The sequence below is a fragment of the Streptomyces sp. NPDC087859 genome (genome assembly GCF_044742595.1).
GTDB classification, from domain to species: domain Bacteria; phylum Actinomycetota; class Actinomycetes; order Streptomycetales; family Streptomycetaceae; genus Streptomyces; species Streptomyces canus_F.
The window spans coordinates 45,922-62,799 of record NZ_JBIUUU010000018.1 but is presented as its reverse complement, the minus strand read 5'-3'; the positions used below and the strand labels follow the sequence as shown (position 1 = coordinate 62,799).

The 16,878-nt window shown below is 69.9% G+C and carries 12 protein-coding genes; 6 read left to right on the top strand and 6 right to left on the bottom strand.

Annotation, left to right across the window (positions count from 1 at the left end; genetic code table 11):
- Positions 1 to 31: 31 nt before the first annotated feature.
- Positions 32 to 1,336: an HRDC domain-containing protein gene (locus ACIOHP_RS36910; RefSeq protein ID WP_401894229.1), complete on the top strand. Its 1,305-nt coding sequence runs from the start codon at positions 32 to 34 to the stop codon at positions 1,334 to 1,336.
- Positions 1,337 to 1,361: 25 nt separating this feature from the next.
- Here the strand turns inward: ACIOHP_RS36910 and ACIOHP_RS36905 are convergent, their stop codons facing one another.
- Genes ACIOHP_RS36905 through ACIOHP_RS36895 form a run of 3 tightly spaced genes read right to left on the bottom strand, consistent with a single transcriptional unit; the run spans position 1,362 to position 4,462 of the window.
- Positions 1,362 to 2,192: a carbohydrate ABC transporter permease gene (locus tag ACIOHP_RS36905; protein WP_361482653.1), complete on the bottom strand. Its 831-nt coding sequence runs from the start codon at positions 2,190 to 2,192 to the stop codon at positions 1,362 to 1,364.
- Positions 2,189 to 3,145: a sugar ABC transporter permease gene (locus ACIOHP_RS36900; RefSeq protein WP_361482656.1), complete on the bottom strand. Its 957-nt coding sequence runs from the start codon at positions 3,143 to 3,145 to the stop codon at positions 2,189 to 2,191. Before ACIOHP_RS36900 ends, ACIOHP_RS36905 begins: the two co-directional genes overlap by 4 nt.
- A gap of 3 nt (positions 3,146 to 3,148) precedes the next feature.
- Positions 3,149 to 4,462: an ABC transporter substrate-binding protein gene (locus ACIOHP_RS36895; RefSeq protein ID WP_401894225.1), complete on the bottom strand. Its 1,314-nt coding sequence runs from the start codon at positions 4,460 to 4,462 to the stop codon at positions 3,149 to 3,151.
- 161 nt (positions 4,463 to 4,623) lie between these two features.
- Here ACIOHP_RS36895 and ACIOHP_RS36890 point away from each other — a divergent pair, with 161 nt between their 5' ends.
- The 4 genes from ACIOHP_RS36890 (at position 4,624) to ACIOHP_RS36875 (ending at position 11,505) form a co-directional block, all read left to right on the top strand.
- A complete protein-coding gene (locus ACIOHP_RS36890; protein WP_401894223.1) occupies positions 4,624 to 6,996 on the top strand; it encodes a glycoside hydrolase family 2 protein in 2,373 nt (790 codons plus the stop codon).
- Positions 6,993 to 8,030, top strand: coding sequence for a LacI family DNA-binding transcriptional regulator (locus tag ACIOHP_RS36885; RefSeq protein WP_361547925.1), 1,038 nt, complete (start codon positions 6,993 to 6,995; stop codon positions 8,028 to 8,030). Before ACIOHP_RS36890 ends, ACIOHP_RS36885 begins: the two co-directional genes overlap by 4 nt.
- A gap of 122 nt (positions 8,031 to 8,152) precedes the next feature.
- Positions 8,153 to 9,379 (top strand): acetyl-CoA C-acyltransferase, encoded by a 1,227-nt coding sequence (locus ACIOHP_RS36880; RefSeq protein ID WP_327719958.1) that lies wholly within the window; start codon positions 8,153 to 8,155, stop codon positions 9,377 to 9,379.
- Entirely contained in the window at positions 9,376 to 11,505 is a 2,130-nt protein-coding gene (locus ACIOHP_RS36875) for a 3-hydroxyacyl-CoA dehydrogenase NAD-binding domain-containing protein (RefSeq protein WP_401894220.1), read from the top strand. Before ACIOHP_RS36880 ends, ACIOHP_RS36875 begins: the two co-directional genes overlap by 4 nt.
- 165 nt (positions 11,506 to 11,670) lie before the next feature.
- Here ACIOHP_RS36875 and ACIOHP_RS36870 read toward each other — a convergent pair whose 3' ends face one another.
- On the bottom strand, positions 11,671 to 12,690 hold the full coding sequence (locus tag ACIOHP_RS36870) for a hypothetical protein (RefSeq protein WP_401894218.1): 1,020 nt from the start codon (positions 12,688 to 12,690) through the stop codon (positions 11,671 to 11,673).
- Between the two features lie 106 nt (positions 12,691 to 12,796).
- Here ACIOHP_RS36870 and ACIOHP_RS36865 point away from each other — a divergent pair, with 106 nt between their 5' ends.
- The gene (locus tag ACIOHP_RS36865) at positions 12,797 to 13,168 is read left to right on the top strand and encodes an NTP pyrophosphohydrolase (protein ID WP_401894217.1); all 372 of its coding nucleotides are present in this window, start codon (positions 12,797 to 12,799) and stop codon (positions 13,166 to 13,168) included.
- A 6-nt stretch (positions 13,169 to 13,174) separates the two neighbouring features.
- On the opposite strand, the gene ACIOHP_RS36860 is transcribed toward ACIOHP_RS36865, so the two are convergent.
- Positions 13,175 to 14,695, bottom strand: coding sequence for an amino acid permease (locus ACIOHP_RS36860; RefSeq protein WP_401894215.1), 1,521 nt, complete (start codon positions 14,693 to 14,695; stop codon positions 13,175 to 13,177).
- Positions 14,696 to 14,837: 142 nt separating this feature from the next.
- On the bottom strand, positions 14,838 to 16,757 hold the full coding sequence (gene dxs / locus ACIOHP_RS36855; RefSeq protein WP_361547910.1) for a 1-deoxy-D-xylulose-5-phosphate synthase: 1,920 nt from the start codon (positions 16,755 to 16,757) through the stop codon (positions 14,838 to 14,840).
- Positions 16,758 to 16,878 lie beyond the last annotated feature (121 nt).

Sequence of the window (16,878 nt, the reverse complement as noted above, 5' to 3'; positions counted from 1 at the left end):
GGCGCTGTCCATACACAGATACCCTTGACAGGTGACCGACGCCCAAGAGACCGCAGCAGACAGCTCACTGCGAACCACCGGAGGCGCCCCTCCGGACGACGGCGGATCTTCTGTTACGGGGGCGCCCGAACCCGAACCGGGTCCAGAGCCGATTCCTTTGCTCGAACCGCGCGAGGGCATCCCGCCCGTGGTCGCCGACGAGGACAGCCTCGCCCGGGTGATCGCCGCGTTCGCGGCCGGCTCCGGCCCCGTCGCCGTCGACGCCGAACGCGCGTCCGGCTATCGCTACGGACAGCGCGCCTACCTGGTCCAGCTGCGCCGCGAGGGCGCGGGGACCGCGCTGATCGACCCCGTCGCCTGTCCCGACCTGTCCGGGCTCGGCGAGGCACTCTCCGGTGTGGAGTGGGTGCTGCACGCCGCCACGCAGGACCTGCCGTGTCTGCGCGAGATAGGTATGGTGCCCACCTCCCTCTTCGACACCGAGCTCGCCGGACGGCTCGCCGGGTTCCCCCGGGTCGGCCTCGGCGCGATGGTCGAGGGCGTCCTGGGCTTCGTACTCGAGAAGGGACACTCCGCCGTCGACTGGTCGACCCGTCCGCTGCCCGAGCCGTGGCTGCGCTACGCGGCCCTGGACGTGGAGCTCCTCGTCGACCTGCGGGACGCGCTGGAGAAGGAGCTGGACCGGCAGGGGAAGCTGGAGTGGGCGCGGCAGGAGTTCGACGCGATCGCGGCGGCGCCGCCCGCCGAGCCGCGCAAGGATCCCTGGCGCCGGACGTCCGGGATGCACAAGGTGCGGCGGCGCCGGCAGCTGGCCGTGGTGCGGGAACTCTGGCAGACGCGGGACCGGATCGCCCAGCGGCGGGACGTGTCGCCGGGCAAGGTGCTGTCCGACCTGGCCATCGTCGAGGCGGCGCTGTCACTCCCGGCCGACGCCCAGGCCCTTTCCGCGTTGAACGGGTACGGGCAGCGGATGGGGCGGCGGCAGCTGGAGCAGTGGCAGGCGGCGGTGGACCGGGCCAAGGGGCTGGCCGAGGCGCAGTTGCCCGCGCCCGGGCAGCCGGTCACCGGGCCGCCGCCGCCACGTGCCTGGGCCGACAAGGACCCCGCCGCCGCGGCTCGGTTGTCCGCGGCCCGCGCCGGGGTCTCCGCGCTGGCCGAGCGGCTCAACATGCCGCAGGAGAACCTGATCACTCCGGACACGGTCCGACGGGTCTGCTGGGAGCCGCCGAAGGTTGTCGACGCGGATTCGGTGGGAGCCTCCCTGGCCGGCTACGGGGCTCGGCAGTGGCAGGTGGAGCTGGTCACTCCGGTTCTCGTGAGCGCCTTGTCCGCCTAGTCCCCCGCGCCCCTGCCGGGGCGCGTCACCTCGTCGCTCCTCGCATGAAGCCGTTGTAGATGAAGCGTTGCAGGCTCAGGAAGACCACCAGCGTCGGCAGGATCACCAGCACCGCTCCGGCCGAGATGACCTCCCAGTGCGCCGCGTACGGGCCCCGGAAGCGGAAGAGGGACGTCGAGATCACGCCAAGATCTTCCGATGGCATATAGAGGAAGGGGATGTAGAAGTCGTTGTATACGGTGATCCCCTTCACGATCACCACCGTCGCGATCGCGGGCTTCAGCAGCGGGAAGATGATCCGCCAGTAGATGGTGAACGTGTTGGCCCCGTCCAGGCGGGCCGATTCGTCCAGGGAGATCGGGATCGACCGGACGAACTGCAGGAAGATGTAGATCGAGACGATGTCGGTGCCCATGTAGAGCGCGATCGGCGCCCACAGGGTGTCGAACATGCCGAAGCTGTTGACGATCTGGAAGGTCGCCACCTGGGTCGTGACGCCGGGGACCAGCGCGGCGATGAGGAAGAGCGCCACCACCAGCTTGCGGAAGCGGAAGGTGAAGCGGTCGATGGCGTACGCGGTCATCGAGCCGATGAGGACCGTGCCGCCGATCGAGACCAGCAGGATGAGCGCCGTGTTGGCGAAGGCGGAGAGCATCTCGCCGTCCCGGAACGCCGACGCGTAGTTGCCGAAGTTCAGCAGGTTGTCGGGGAGGTCCAGGGCGCCGCTCGAGTTCGCCATCTCCGTCTCCGACTTCAGGGAGGTCAGGAGGACGACGACCAGCGGGAGCAGGACCACCACGGTCGCGGCGATCAGGGACAGGTACACGAGGGTGCGGGACACCGCGTGGCGTGTCATACGAGATCCACCTTGTCGTCGGGCACGAGGCGCCGCTGGACCCAGGTCACCAGCAGGATGATCAGCAGCAGGACCACCGCGGCGGCCGAGGCGAGGCCCGTCTTGTTGAAGCGGAAGGCCAGGTTCACCGTCTGGATCACGAAGGTCTCGGTGCCGGTGGCGCCGCCGGTCATGATGTACGGGATCTCGAAGGCCGAGAGCGAGCCGGAGATCGAGAGGATGACCGTCAGGGTCAGCACGGGTTTGATGCCCGGCGCGATGATGTAGCGGAACTGGTGCCAGCGGTTCGCGCCGTCCAGTTCGGCCGCCTCGTACAGCTCCCCCGGGATCGACTGGATCGCGCCCAGGAACAGGACGAAGTTCAGGCCCAGATAGCGCCACATCGAGACGCCGGCGAGCGAGGTGTTCGCGGAGACCGGGGTGCCGAGCCAGGCGTGGTCGGTCGTCACTCCGAAGAGGCTCAGGACCGAGTCGAGGGTGCCGCCGTCCTGGAAGAAGTACAGGAAGACGAAACCGATCGCCACCCCGTTGATCAGATACGGGAAGAACAGCACGCCCTTGAAGAAGTTCCGGAAGCGGATGTTGAAGCTCAGGATCGTCGCGAAGTAGAGCGCGGCGACGATCTGGAGGGCGGAGGCGGCCAGGTAGTAGCCGCTGACCCAGAAGACCTCGAAGAGTTCCGGGCGGGTGAAGATCTCCTCGTAGTTCCCGACGCCCGTGTAGTGCAGTTCGGGACTCACGCCGTCCCAGTCGGTGAGGCTGTACGCCACCATGTTGGCGATCGGCGCGTAGGTGAAGGTGATCAGCAGCGCGAGCGGGGCCAGGAGGAAGAGCCACGGGGTGACCCCGCGCCACACGCGGTGCCTGCGGGCGGCGGGGGCCGGGACGGGGGCGGCGGCCGGTGCCGCCCCCGTGGCGGTCTTCACTGCCGCCTTCCGAGTGGTGTCCGTCATCGGTCAGGACCCCGCGGTCTTCTGGGCTTCCGTCCAGCGCTCGCTGAGGTCGGCGAGGAAGTCCTCGAGGCTGCCCTTGCGCGCGCCCCGGGCCAGGTCGACCAGGTTCTGGCGGTACTCGGGGGCGTAGATGCCGACCTCCGAGGTGTTGTCGATCTGCTTGACCTCGGCGCCCTTGGCGTCGTCCACCTCGATGAGCTCGACGCCCGCCTCCTCGTACGGCTTGAGGACCTCGGGCATGGAGGCGTCCTTGAGCGGGGAGATGGCCAGGTTGTCCTCGACGTAGCTCGACTTGTCGGTGAACCAGTCGATCCAGGCGCGGGCCGCTTGCTTGTGCTTGGAGTGGACGTTGACGGCCTGGTTGTAGTCCGGGGCGACGGTCGCGCAGTACTTGCCGTTCGTCTGCGACGGGAAGGGCATGAAGCCGATGTCGTCGGGGTTGGCCCCGGCCTTCTTGGCGGCGTCCTGGAACTGGACGATGGCCCAGGTGCCCAGCCACTGTGTCGCGATCTCGCCCTTCGCGGTCCGGGGCTTGGACTCCTCCCAGTTGCTCGTCGTGGGGTCCTTCTCGATGAGGCCCGACTTCACGATGTCGTGGAGCAGGGTGTCGCCGACGCGCAGGTCGGCGCCCTTCGCCCACGGGTCGCCCTCGGCCAGTTTCGTGGTCGCCTGCGGGTCGCAGTGGACGGCGCCGTCGACGTACGTCCACGAGGTGAGCGTCCAGCCGGCCGAGAAGTTGGTGTAGTACGGGATGGCGTCGGTCTTGGCCTTGATGGCTTTGAGGCTCTCGAGGAACTCGGCCGGGGTGGTGGGCCATTCGGTGATCCCGGCCTCCTTCCAGACGCGCTTGTTGTAGACGAACCCGGGCATCACACCGACCGGGCTCTGGCCGTAGACCTTGCCGTCGACGGTGGTGAAGTCGGTGAAGCGGTACTTCTTGCCGCGCTCGGCCTGGGTGCCGAGCGAGGCGAAGAACTTCGGGTAGTCGGCCTTCTTGATGACCGCGGGGATCAGCAGGACGTCGCCGTAGTTCTCCGTGTTCATCCGGATCTTGACTTCGGCCTCGTAGTTGGTGAGGGCCTCGAACTCGACCTTGACCTTCGGGTAGGTCTTGTTGAACTCGGCGGCGTACCTCTTCATGGTGCCGTCCTGCACGAGGTCGGTCCGCACGGTGAGGACTTTGATGGTTCCGGTGACCTTCGACGGGTCGGCGGCTGCCTTGGCGTCGGCGCCTTTCGTGGAACCTCCGGTGCCGGTGCACCCCGGGATGAGCAGGGCGGCTCCCACGGTGAGGGCCAGGACTGTACGGCGGTTCATGTGCGTCAGCTCCGTTCTTGGGACGGACGAGCACGAGCGGGTTGGCTGGTTCCGAACTCTGACAACGTTTTCTTAACCGGTAAAGTCCCTATCTCGCCAACGATGCCAAACTGTTTCCGTCGCTTCTCGGCAACTGGACTTGATCGGTTTAGGGAGTGCGCATGCTTCAGGACACACCGCTCGGCGAGGGATGGATCCTGCTGCACGAGGGGAGCGAACTCCCCGCCGCGGTGCCGGGCTGCGTGCACACCGACCTGCTGGCGGCGGGGGTGATCCCGGACCCCTTTCTCGGGCGGAACGAGACCGAGGTGGCGTGGGTGGGGCGGCGGGAGTGGACGTACGAGACGGAGCTGCGGGCCGGCTCGGGACACTCGGCCCACGAGCAGACCGACCTCGTCTTCGAGGGTCTCGACACCGCCGCCGAAGTCCGTCTGGACGGGCGGCTGTTGGGGCGGACACGGAACATGCACCGCTCGTACCGCTTCGACGTGACCGGCCTCGAAGGGCGGCTGTCGGTGCGGTTCGCCTCCGCCTATGCCGAGGCCGAGGCGGTGCGCGGGAAGCTCGGGGAGCGGCCGGCCGCGTACCAGGAGCCCTTCCAGTACATCCGCAAGATGGCCTGCTCCTTCGGCTGGGACTGGGGGCCGACCCTGGTGACGGCCGGGATCTGGCGGCCGGCGCGGCTGGAGCACTGGTCGACGGCCCGGATCGCACGGGTGCGGCCGCTGGTGACCGTGGACGTCGAACACGGTCTGGGTGTCGTGGAGTTGGCCGTCGAGGTCGAGCGGACCCGGGTCGAGGCGCCGCTCGACGTGGAGGCGACGGTGGGCGGGGTGCGGGTGCGCGCCTCGCTCGACGGGGCGAGTGGTGTCGTACGGCTCGCAGTGCCCGACGTGCGGCTGTGGTGGCCGCGGGGGTACGGCGAACAGCCCTTGTACGACGTCGAGTTGTCCCTGCTGCACGGTGACGACGTGCTGGATGTGTGGCGTCGGCGGGTCGGTTTCCGCACGGTGGAGCTGGACCGGTCGGCCGATGAGCACGGCACCGGATTCACCTTCGTCGTCAATGGCGAGCGGCTCTTCGCGCGGGGCGTCAACTGGATCCCGGACGACGTGTTCCCGTCGCGGATCACGCGGGAGCGGTACCGGGAGCGGCTGACGCAGGCCGCCGGGGCGGGGGTCGATCTCGTCCGGATCTGGGGCGGCGGGATCTACGAGAGCTCGGACTTCTACGACGCCTGCGACGAGTTGGGGCTGCTGGTCTGGCAGGACTTCCCGTTCGCGTGCGCGGCCTATCCGGAGGAGCAGCCGCTGCGGGGCGAGGTGGAGGCCGAGGCGCGGGAGAACGTCGTACGGCTGATGCCGCATCCCTCGCTGGTGCTGTGGAACGGCAACAACGAGAACCTGTGGGGGTTCCGGGACTGGGGCTGGGAGGAGCGGCTCGCCGGGGACTCCTGGGGCGAGGGGTACTACCTGGGCGTACTGCCGCGGGTGGTGGCCGAGTTGGATCCGACGCGGCCGTACACGGCGGGGAGTCCGTGGTCCGGGTCCTGGGAGCGGCATCCGAACGATCCGGCGCACGGGACGCATCACTCGTGGGAGGTGTGGAACCGGGAGGACTACGCGGAGTACCGACGTGAAGTCCCGCGGTTCATGGCCGAGTTCGGATGGCAGGCGCCGCCCGCCCACGCGACGCTGCGGCGGGCGCTGCCGGGTGAGGAGCTGGTGCCGGACTCCCCGGGGATGCTGCACCACCAGAAGGCCGACGACGGGAACGGGAAGCTGCGGCGCGGGCTGGAGCGCCACTTCGTCTTTCCCGAGGGGGACTTCGACCGGTGGCACTACCTCACGCAGGTCAACCAGGCGCGGGCCGTGGCCACCGGGATCGAGCACTGTCGGTCCCACTGGCCGGTGTGCGCGGGGACGGTCGTGTGGCAGCTCAACGACTGCTGGCCCGTGACGTCGTGGGCGGCGATCGACGGGGACGGGCGGGAGAAGCCGCTCTATCACGAGCTGCGGAGGCTGTACGCGGACCGGCTGCTGACGGTTCAGGGGCGAGCCGTGGCCGCCGTCAATCAGGGCCCTCGCGCGTGGGCGGGTGCGGTGCGGCTGCGGCGGATGTCGGTCGAGGGGGCGGTGATCGGCGAGGCGAGTGTGGAGTTCACCGCCGCAGCACGGACCGTGGCCCGCGTCGACCTGCCGGGGGAGCTGGAGCCGGTCGGCGCGAAGGAGTTCCTGGTCGCGGACGCGGACGGGCTGCGGGCGCTGCACTTTCCGGCGCCGGACCGCGAAATCCCCTACCCGCGGCCGGATTTCGACGTCTCGGTCGCGCCGGGTTCGGTGACCGTGACGGCCCGGAGTCTCGTACGGGATCTGCTCCTCCAGGCCGACCGGCTGGACCCGCAGGCGCGGGCCGACCGGGGGCTGGTGACACTGCTGCCCGGCGAACAGGTGACCATCGGGGTCAGCGGCTGGAAGACTCCCGATCCGGACGCCGTCCGATCCGCCCTGTACTGCCTGGAGCCCAGCCGATGACAGCCCAACCGGCTTCCCGCGTCACCATCAAGGACGTCGCCGCGCGTGCCGGCGTGTCCAAGGGTGCCGTGTCGCTCGCGTTCAACCACAAGCCGGGGTTGTCGGAGACGACGCGGGACCGGATCTTCAAGGCCGCGCGGGAGCTGGGCTGGGCGCCGAACCTCACCGCGCGGACGCTGGCCGGGTCGCGGGTGGACGTGGTGGGCCTCGCGATCTGCCGGCCGGCGCGGCTGCTGGGCCTGGAGCCCTTCTACATGGAGTTCATCTCGGGCGTGGAGAGCGTGCTGACCGAGCACTCGTGTTCGCTGCTGCTGCGGCTGGTGCGGAACGTGGAGGAGGAGGTCGGGATCCAGGAGTCGTGGTGGCGGGGGCGGCAGATCGGCGGGGCGATCCTCGTCGACTTCCGGCCCGACGACCCTCGGGTGGCGTCGGCCGAGCGGCTCGGGATGCCGGTGGTCGCGGTCGGGCATCCCTCGCTCACCGGGAGCCTGACGTCCGTGTGGACCGACGACGCCACCGCCGTGACGGAGGCGGTGCGGTATCTGGCGGCGCTGGGGCACCGGCGGATCGCCCGGGTCGGGGGCGCGGCCGCGCTGGGGCACACCGCGGCGCGCACGGCCGCCTTCGACGAGGCGGCGCGGACGCTGGAGCTGGCCGGGGCGTGGCAGGTGACGACCGACTACTCGGGTGAGGCCGGGGCGCGGGCGACGCGGTCCATGCTGGCCGCCGACGCGGCGGACCGGCCCACGGCGATCGTGTACGACAACGACATCATGGCGGTGGCCGGTCTCTCGGTCGCCGCCGAGATGGGGCTCTCCGTGCCCCGCGACGTCTCGCTGCTCGCCTGGGACGACTCCCAGCTGTGCCGGCTGACCCATCCCACGCTGTCGGCGATGAGCCATGACGTGCACGGATTCGGTGCGGAGGCGGCCCGGACCCTGTTCGGAGTGATCATGGGCGAGGGGCCGGGATCACATCCTGTACCCACCCCGACACTCACCCCGCGGGGCTCGACCGCTCCCCCGCGGATGTGACCTTCGCCGCTCCCCCCTCCAGGACTGTGCAGCTACGTTACCCATAAGTAGCATGGGCCTGAGCGCGCGCTCAGCGCTTGTGCAGTGCAGCAGTGCCATCCCGCATCTGGAGGAGAGCCATCGTGCCTCGTACCGTCAGGGACGTCGTCTTCGTCGACGGCGTCCGCACCCCGTTCGGCAAGGCGGGCCCGAAGGGCATCTACCACGAGACCCGCGCCGACGACCTCGTCGTGAAGGCGATCCGGGAGCTGCTGCGCCGCAACCCGGGTCTGGACCCGAAGAAGATCGACGAGGTCGCCATCGCCGCGACCACGCAGATCGGTGACCAGGGTCTGACCATCGGCCGCACGGCCGGCATCCTCGCCGGTCTGCCGCAGTCGGTGCCCGGCTACTCGATCGACCGCATGTGTGCCGGCGCCCTGACCGCCGTCACCTCGGTCGCCGGTTCGGTCGCCTTCGGCGCGTACGACATCGCCATCGCCGGTGGCGTCGAGCACATGGGCCGCCACCCCATGGGCGAGGGCGTGGACCCGAACCCGCGCTTCGTCTCCGAGAAGCTGGTCGACGAGTCGGCGCTGTTCATGGGCATGACCGCCGAGAACCTGCACGACCGCTACCCGCAGATCACCAAGCAGCGCGCCGACGAATACGCCGTGCGCTCACAGGAGAAGGCCGCCAAGGCGTACGCCAACGGCAAGATCCAGGCCGACCTGGTCCCGATCTCCGTGCGCCGCACCAACCCGGAGGCCGGTGAGACCGGCTGGGGCCTGGTCACCGCCGACGAGCCGATGCGCCCGGGCACCACGCTGGAGAACCTGTCCGGTCTCAAGACGCCGTTCCGCGTCCACGGCCGCGTCACCGCGGGCAACGCCGCCGGTCTCAACGACGGTGCCACCGCCTCCCTCATCGCCTCCGAGGACTTCGCCCGCGAGAACGACCTCCCGGTGAAGATGCGCCTCGTCTCCTACTCCTTCGTGGGTGTGGAGCCGGAGGTCATGGGCTACGGCCCGATCCCGGCCACCGAGAAGGCCCTCGCGCAGGCGGGGCTGTCGATCTCCGACATCGGTCTGTTCGAGATCAACGAGGCCTTCGCCATCCAGGTCCTGGCCTTCCTCGACCACTACGGCATCGCCGACGACGACGCGCGCGTCAACCAGTACGGCGGCGCCATCGCCTTCGGTCACCCGCTGGCCTCCTCGGGCGTGCGTCTCATGACGCAGCTGGCCCGTCAGTTCGAGGAGCAGCCGGAGGTCCGTTACGGCCTCACCACCATGTGCGTCGGCTTCGGCATGGGCGCCACGGTGATCTGGGAGAACCCGAACCACAAGGACGCCGGAGGCGACAAGTGAGCACCACCGCTGAGCTTCTGAAGGGTGCGGCCGAGCTGTTCCCCGACGAGGTCGTGACGTCCGCGCACGTACGCCACCTCGACCTGCCGTTCGGCGCCGGGCGCTTCGCGCTCATCACGCTGGACAACGGCTTCGACCACACCAAGCCGACCACCTTCGGCCCGCAGTCGCTGGCGAACCTCGACGCCGCCATCGACCAGGTCGAGGCGGAGGCCGCGGCCGGCGACATCGTCGGCGTCGGCATCACCGGCAAGCCGTTCATCTTCGCGGTCGGCGCCGACCTCAAGGGTGTCGAGCTCCTCAAGGAGCACAAGGACGCGCTCGCCATCGGCAAGGGCGGCCACGAGGTCTTCAAGCGTCTCGCCGGCATCGCGGTCCCGACCTTCGCGTACTACAACGGTGCCGCGATGGGCGGTGGCGTCGAGGTCGGTCTGCACTGCCAGTACCGGACGGTGTCCGCGGCTCTGCCCGCCTTCTCGCTCCCCGAGGTCTTCCTCGGCCTGGTCCCCGGCTGGGGCGGCTGCACGCTGCTGCCGAACCTGATCGGCGCCGACAATGCCGTCTCGGTGATCATCGAGAACTCGCTCAACCAGAACAAGCAGCTCAAGGGCGCGCAGGTCTACGAGCTGGGCATCGCCGACGCGCTGTTCGAGGGCGCGGACTTCCTGGAGCAGTCCCTGCTGTGGACGGCGTCCGTCCTCAAGGGCGAGATCGTCATCGACCGCCCGGTGATCGACCGCGGTGAGGCCTGGGACCAGGCCGTCGCCAAGGGCCGCTTCATCGCGGACTCCAAGGTGCACGGCGCGGCCCCGGCCGCCTACCGCGCCCTGGACATCATCGCCGCCGCCAAGAACGGCGACCTCCAGCAGGGCTACGACGCCGAGGATGTCGCCCTCGCCGACCTGATCATGGGTGGCGAACTGCGCTCCGGCATCTACGCCTTCAACCTGGTGCAGAAGCGCGGCAAGCGTCCCGCCGGTGCGCCGGACAAGTCGCTGGCCCGCCCGGTCACCAAGGTCGGTGTCGTCGGCGCCGGTCTGATGGCCTCCCAGCTCGCCCTGCTCTTCCTGCGCCGCCTCGAGGTGCCGGTCGTCCTGACCGACATCGACCAGGAGCGCGTCGACAAGGGTGTGGGCTACGTCCACGCCGAGATCGAGAAGCTGCTCGGCAAGGGCCGTATCAACCAGGACAAGGCCAACCGCCTCAAGGCCCTGGTCTCCGGTGTGCTGGACAAGGCCGAGGGCTTCTCCGACGCGGACTTCATCATCGAGGCCGTGTTCGAGGAGATCGGCGTCAAGCAGCAGGTGTTCGCGGAGGTCGAGGCGGTCGCCCCGGCGCACGCGATCCTCGCCACCAACACCTCCTCGCTGTCGGTCACCGAGATGGCGTCGAAGCTCAAGAACCCCGAGCGGGTCGTGGGCTTCCACTTCTTCAACCCGGTCGCGATCCTCCCGCTGCTGGAGATCGTCCGCGGTGAGCAGACCGACGACGCCTCGCTGGCCACGGCCTTCGGTGTCGCCAAGAAGCTGAAGAAGACCGCGGTGCTGGTGAAGGACGCCCCGGCGTTCGTCGTGAACCGCATCCTCACCCGCTTCATGGGCGAGATCCAGAACGTCATCGACGAGGGCACCTCCGTCGAGGTCGCGGAGAAGGCGGTCGAGCCGCTGGGTCTGCCGATGTCGCCGCTGGTCCTCCTCGAGTTGGTCGGTCCCGCGATCGGTCTGCACGTCTCCGAGACCCTCAACCGGGCCTTCCCGGAGCGGTTCACGGTCTCCCCGAACCTCGCGGCCGTCGTCAAGGCGGGCAAGCGCGGCTTCTACGTGTACGACTCCGGCAAGCCGGAGCTGGACCCGGAGGTCGCCGCGCTGCTGAAGCAGGGCGACTCCGTGCTGACCGAGGAGCAGGTCCGCGACCGCGTCCTCGACGCCGTCGCCCAGGAGATCGGGCTCATGCTCGACGAGGGTGTCGTCGCCGAGGCCCAGGACATCGACCTCTGCCTGATCACGGGTGCGGGCTGGCCCTTCCACCTGGGCGGCATCACGCCGTACCTGGACCGTGAGGGTGTCTCCGAGCGGGTGAACGGGAAGAAGTTCCTGGCGCCGGGCGTGGCGAGCGTCCCCGCGTAAGCGCTCCGCTGTGAACGCCGGTGCCCCGCATGCCGTTTCGGTGTGCGGGGCACCGGCGTTCGCGTGAGGCAAAGGCGTTTTCTCGCCCCCTCCGCCCCTACCCTTCCCGTCCCTGGGGGCTTTGCCCCCAGACCCCCTGAAAGACTGCGCAGTTCCCCGCGCCCCTCAGACGGGGCGCCACGCCTCCAGTGCCAGGACCGGCTCGTCCTTGCGTCGTGTGAACAGGAGTTGGCCGGACGACGGGGACAAGGTCGCCGCCACCACCCTGCCCTCCTCGTCGGTCGTCAGTGACACCCCTGCGTCCGCGGGGAGCGCCGGGCCCGACTCCGCCCACCACGCGCCCGCCGACTCCTGCTCGGTCGGGTACGCGGCGAAGGCCACGCGGCCGCTGGAGGAGCGTTGGGCGAGCAAGGTGCAGTCGTGGCCGTCGAGTTCGCAGCGGACGGCGGAGACCGGGCCGGGGCCGGCCGAGGCGAGGAGGGCGAGGGGTTTGCCGCCGGGGCGCCAGGCGCACAGGTCGCCGGAGTCGTCGGTGTAGAAGAGCGTGGTGTGCTCCGGCGAGGTCGGCAGGGCGCGGAGGGTGCCCGGGCGGACCGGGGTCTCCAGTGCCTCCGTCAGGATGGGCTGGGCGCCCGGCTTCTCCTGGCACCAGTACAGGACGCCGCCGGGAACGGCCGCGTACAGCTCCACGCGCCCCGACTCGCCGGTCACCGCCGCCAGATCCTCCTGTACGTCGCTCCCCTTGAGGTCCCGCCACGGATCCCAGCCGCCCTTCTCCTTCTGGGCGACCATGCTCACCCCGCCGCCCTTGTTGCGGACGAAGACATGGGCGCGGCCTTGGGCGTCGACGGCGACGGCGGGTGTGCCGGTGCGGTCGCCCGTCTTGTTGGGGTGGCCGATGGGCGTCCAGTCGAGGGCGGCGAGGCGTGGGCGGAAGTGCGTGGAGTGCGTGAGCCCGGACTCGCCGGGTTTGGTGGGCCGCCAGGAGACGAGATGGGCGTAGCCGTCGCCGCCCTGGCCGATCGCGAGGCCCGGGCGGAGTTTCTGGTCGCCGCCGACCTTGCGCGGAGCCGCTTCCCAGGGGCCGCCGGGCCCTTGCTCGGCCCGGCAGAGTACGGACTCGCCGGACGGCAGATAGACACTGAGCCGGCCGTCGCGGCCGCGGAGGAGCCAGTCGCCGTTCACCACTTCACTCTATGCGTGGCCCCTTGGGCCCTGCCTGCTCACCCCCCGGTGCGGGCCGCCCGCCGTCTGCTTCGACGGGACGCCCGCCGCCTGACACCCTGACCCCATGAACGCCGAAGCGCCGCTGCTCGTGATCGTCGATGCCGCCAACGTCGTCGGGTCGGTGCCCGACGGCTGGTGGCGGGACCGGCGGGGGGCTGCGGAGCGGTTGCGGGACCGGCTGGCGGCGGACGGGGTGCCGGGGCACGAGGGGCCGGTGGAACTCCTGCTCGTGGTCGAGGGGGCCGCCCGGGGCGTGGAGTCCGTGCCCGGGGTACGGGTCGACGCGGCGCCCGGCAGCGGGGACGACCGGATGGTCGAACTGGTCGCCGAGGCGGTCGGGCGCCGCGTCCTGGTCGTCACCGCCGACCGTGAACTGCGGCGGCGGGTGACGGAGTTGGGGGCGGAGGTGACGGGACCGCGCACCGTCCGCCCCTGAACACGGCTACCGCGCCCCGCCGTTCGGCGGCGTGACGCCCTGGGCGGCCGCCGCCTGTTCGCGTCCGAGGCGGCTGTGCGAGCGGCCGTAGGCGAAGTACACGACGAAGCCGAGGACCATCCAGATCGCGAACCGCAGCCAGGTCTCGGCCGGCAGGTTCAGCATCAGCCAGAGGGACGCCGCCACCGACAGGATCGGGATGACCGGCACCCACGGGGTGCGGAAGGCCCGGGGCAGGTCGGGGCGGGACTTGCGGAGGATGATCACGCCGATCGCGACGACCACGAACGCGAACAGCGTGCCGATGTTGACCAGTTCGGCGAGTTCGCTCAGGGGCGTGAAGCCTGCGACGATCGCGATGATCACGCCGAGCAGGATGGTCGGGCGGTGCGGGGTCCGGAACTTCGGGTGGACGTGGGAGAAGAACGTGGGCAGCAGTCCGTCGCGGCTCATCGCGAAGAAGACCCGGGTCTGGCCCAGCAGCAGGATCATGCAGACCGTGGTCAGGCCGACCGCGGCGCCGAAGCTGATGAAGCCCGCGAACCAGGGGTGCCCCGTGGCCTTGAAGGCGTCGGCGAGCGGGGCCGTGATGGACAGGTCGGTGTACTTCTGCATACCGGTCACGACGATCGACACGGCCACGTAGAGGGTGGTGCAGATGAGGAGGGAACCGAGGATGCCGCGGGGCATGTCGCGCTGCGGGTTCTTGGTCTCCTCGGCGGCCGTGGCGACGACGTCGAAGCCGATGAAGGCGAAGAAGACGACGGAGGCGGCGGTGAAGATGCCCATCACGCCGAAGTTGGAGGGCGCCCAGCCGAACATCAGCTGGATCAGCGGCGACTGGAGACTGTCACCGGCCGGCACCTCCTGCGCCTTCGGGATGAACGGGTCGTAGTGGTCGCCCTCGATGAAGAAGGCTCCGGCGATGATCACGGTCAGTACGACGGTCACCTTGATGGCGACGACGATCGAGGTCACGCGCGCGGAGAGCTTGGTGCCGAGGACGAGGATGGCGGTGAGGACCAGGACCAGCGCGGCGGCGAGGATGTCGAACCCGAAGCCGTCGGCGCCGTCCCGGCCGCTGAGCGCCGCCGGCAGATGCCAGCCCGCGTTGTCCAGCAGCGAGGCGATGTAGCCGGACCAGCCGACGGCCACCACCGCCGTGCCGAGCGCGAACTCCAGGACCAGGTCCCAGCCGATGATCCAGGCGGGCAGTTCCCCGAGGGAGGCGTACGAGAAGGTGTACGCGGAGCCGGCCACCGGGACGGTGGAGGCGAACTCGGCGTAGCAGAGCGCGGCGAGCGCGCAGACGACGCCGGCCACGACGAAGGCAAGGGCGACGGCGGGGCCGGCGTTGTTCCTGGCCACCGTGCCGGTGAGGACGAAGATGCCGGTGCCGATGATGACACCGACGCCGAAGACCGTCAGATCGAGCGCCGACAGGGATTTCTTCAGCGCGTGTTCCGGCTCCTCGGTATCGAGGATGGACTGCTCGACTCTCTTCGTCCGGAAGAGTGTGCTGCTCACGGGCGTACCTCCCACGCTGTGTCGTCCTCGACATGATCGAGAGGGGGCGTACTGCGTATGCCCCGGCGCGTGGTGATTCACGCAAATGGGCCGGTTCCACCACCCTTCGCGGTGGTGGAACCGGCCCATCCGGTCGTACGGGTCAGTCGCGCGCGGGCTCCGGTTCGGCGGCCGCGCTGCCGTACTTGCCGTCCAGCTTGGAGACCAGACCGGTGACCTGACGGGCGATGTCCGGGGCGGTCAGCCCGATCTCCGCCATGACCTCGGCGCGGGAGGCGTGGTCGAGGAAGCGCGGCGGGATGCCGAAGTCGCGCAGCGGGACATCGACACCGGCGTCGCGCAGGGCCTGGGCGACCGCCGAACCGACACCGCCGACACGGGAGTTGTCCTCGACGGTGACGACGACCCGGTGGCGCTCGGCGAGCGGGGCCATGGCCTCGTCGACGGGCTTGACCCAGCGTGGGTCGACGACGGTGGTCGTGATGCCCTGCTTGTCGAGGAGGCCCGCGATCTCCAGGCACATGGGCGCGAGGGCGCCCACGGAGACGAGGAGCACGTCGGGCGTGTCCGTCCCCGGCTCGCGGAGCACGTCCATGCCGCCCACCCGGCCCACCGCGGGCACGGCGGGGCCTACGGCGCCCTTCGAGAACCGTACGACGGTCGGCGCGTCGTCGACCTTCACGGCCTCGCGCAGCTGCGCCCGCACCTGGTCTGCGTCGCGGGGCGCGGCGAGCCGCAGTCCCGGGACGACCTGGAGGATCGACATGTCCCACATGCCGTTGTGGGAGGCGCCGTCGGTGCCGGTGACGCCGGCCCGGTCGAGGACGAACGTCACACCGCACTTGTGCAGGGCGACGTCCATCAGAACCTGGTCGAAGGCGCGGTTGAGGAAGGTCGCGTAGACGGCGAAGACGGGGTGCACTCCCCCGGTCGCCAGGCCCGCCGCGGAGACGGCGCCGTGCTGCTCGGCGATGCCGACGTCGTAGATGCGGTCCGGGAAGGCGTCCGCGAACTTCTTCAGGCCGACCGGCTGGAGCATGGCCGCGGTGATCGCGACGATGTCCTCGCGCTCCTTGCCGAGCTGGACCATCTCGTCGCCGAAGACGGAGGTCCAGTCGGCGCCGGAGGCCTTGATCGGCAGGCCGGTGTCGGGGTGGATGGGGCCGATGCCGTGGAAGCGGTCGGCCTCGTCCTGGAGGGCGGGCTGGTAGCCGCGGCCCTTCTCGGTGAGGACGTGGACGATCACCGGGCCGCCGAACCGCTTGGCGCGGGCCAGCGCGGACTCCATCGCCTCGATGTCGTGGCCGTCGATGGGACCGACGTACTTGAGGCCGAGGTCCTCGAACATGCCCTGGGGGGCGATGAAGTCCTTGAGGCCCTTCTTGGCCCCGTGGAGGGTCTCGTAGAGCGGCCTGCCGACGACGGGAGTGCGCTCCAGGAGGTCCTTGCCGCGGGCCAGGAAGCGCTCGTAGCCGTCGGTGGTGCGCAGGGTCGCCAGGTGGTTGGCGAGGCCGCCGATGGTCGGCGCGTAGGAGCGCTCGTTGTCGTTGACGACGATGACCAGGGGCCGGTCCTTGGCGTCGGCGATGTTGTTCAGCGCCTCCCAGGCCATACCGCCGGTGAGGGCGCCGTCTCCGATCACGGCGACCACGTGGTCGTCGCGTTTCTGGATCTGGTTGGCCTTCGCGAGTCCGTCGGCCCAGCCGAGGACGGTCGAGGCGTGGCTGTTCTCGATGACGTCGTGCTCGGACTCGGCCTGCGAGGGGTAGCCGGACAGGCCGCCCTTCATCTTCAGCTTCGAGAAGTCCTGGCGGCCGGTGAGCAGCTTGTGGACGTAGGACTGGTGTCCGGTGTCCCAGAGCACCTTGTCCTTCGGCGAGTCGAAGACACGGTGCAGGGCGATGGTGAGCTCGACCACGCCGAGGTTCGGGCCGAGGTGGCCGCCGGTCTTGGAGACGGCGTCGACGAGGAAGGTCCGGATCTCCTCTGCCAGCTGGTCCAGCTGCTCCAGGCTGAGCCGGTCCAGATCGCGCGGTCCCCTGATGCGGGTCAGCAGCGGCACCCGTGCCTCCTTGCAGTAGAGCTGTTGCCGGGCTTGTCGAGTCTAATGTTCCGCCTTTGCGGACGGCGCTCGGGAGGTGCGTCATACGTCACGCGATCGGCTGTACCCAAGATCCATCGTT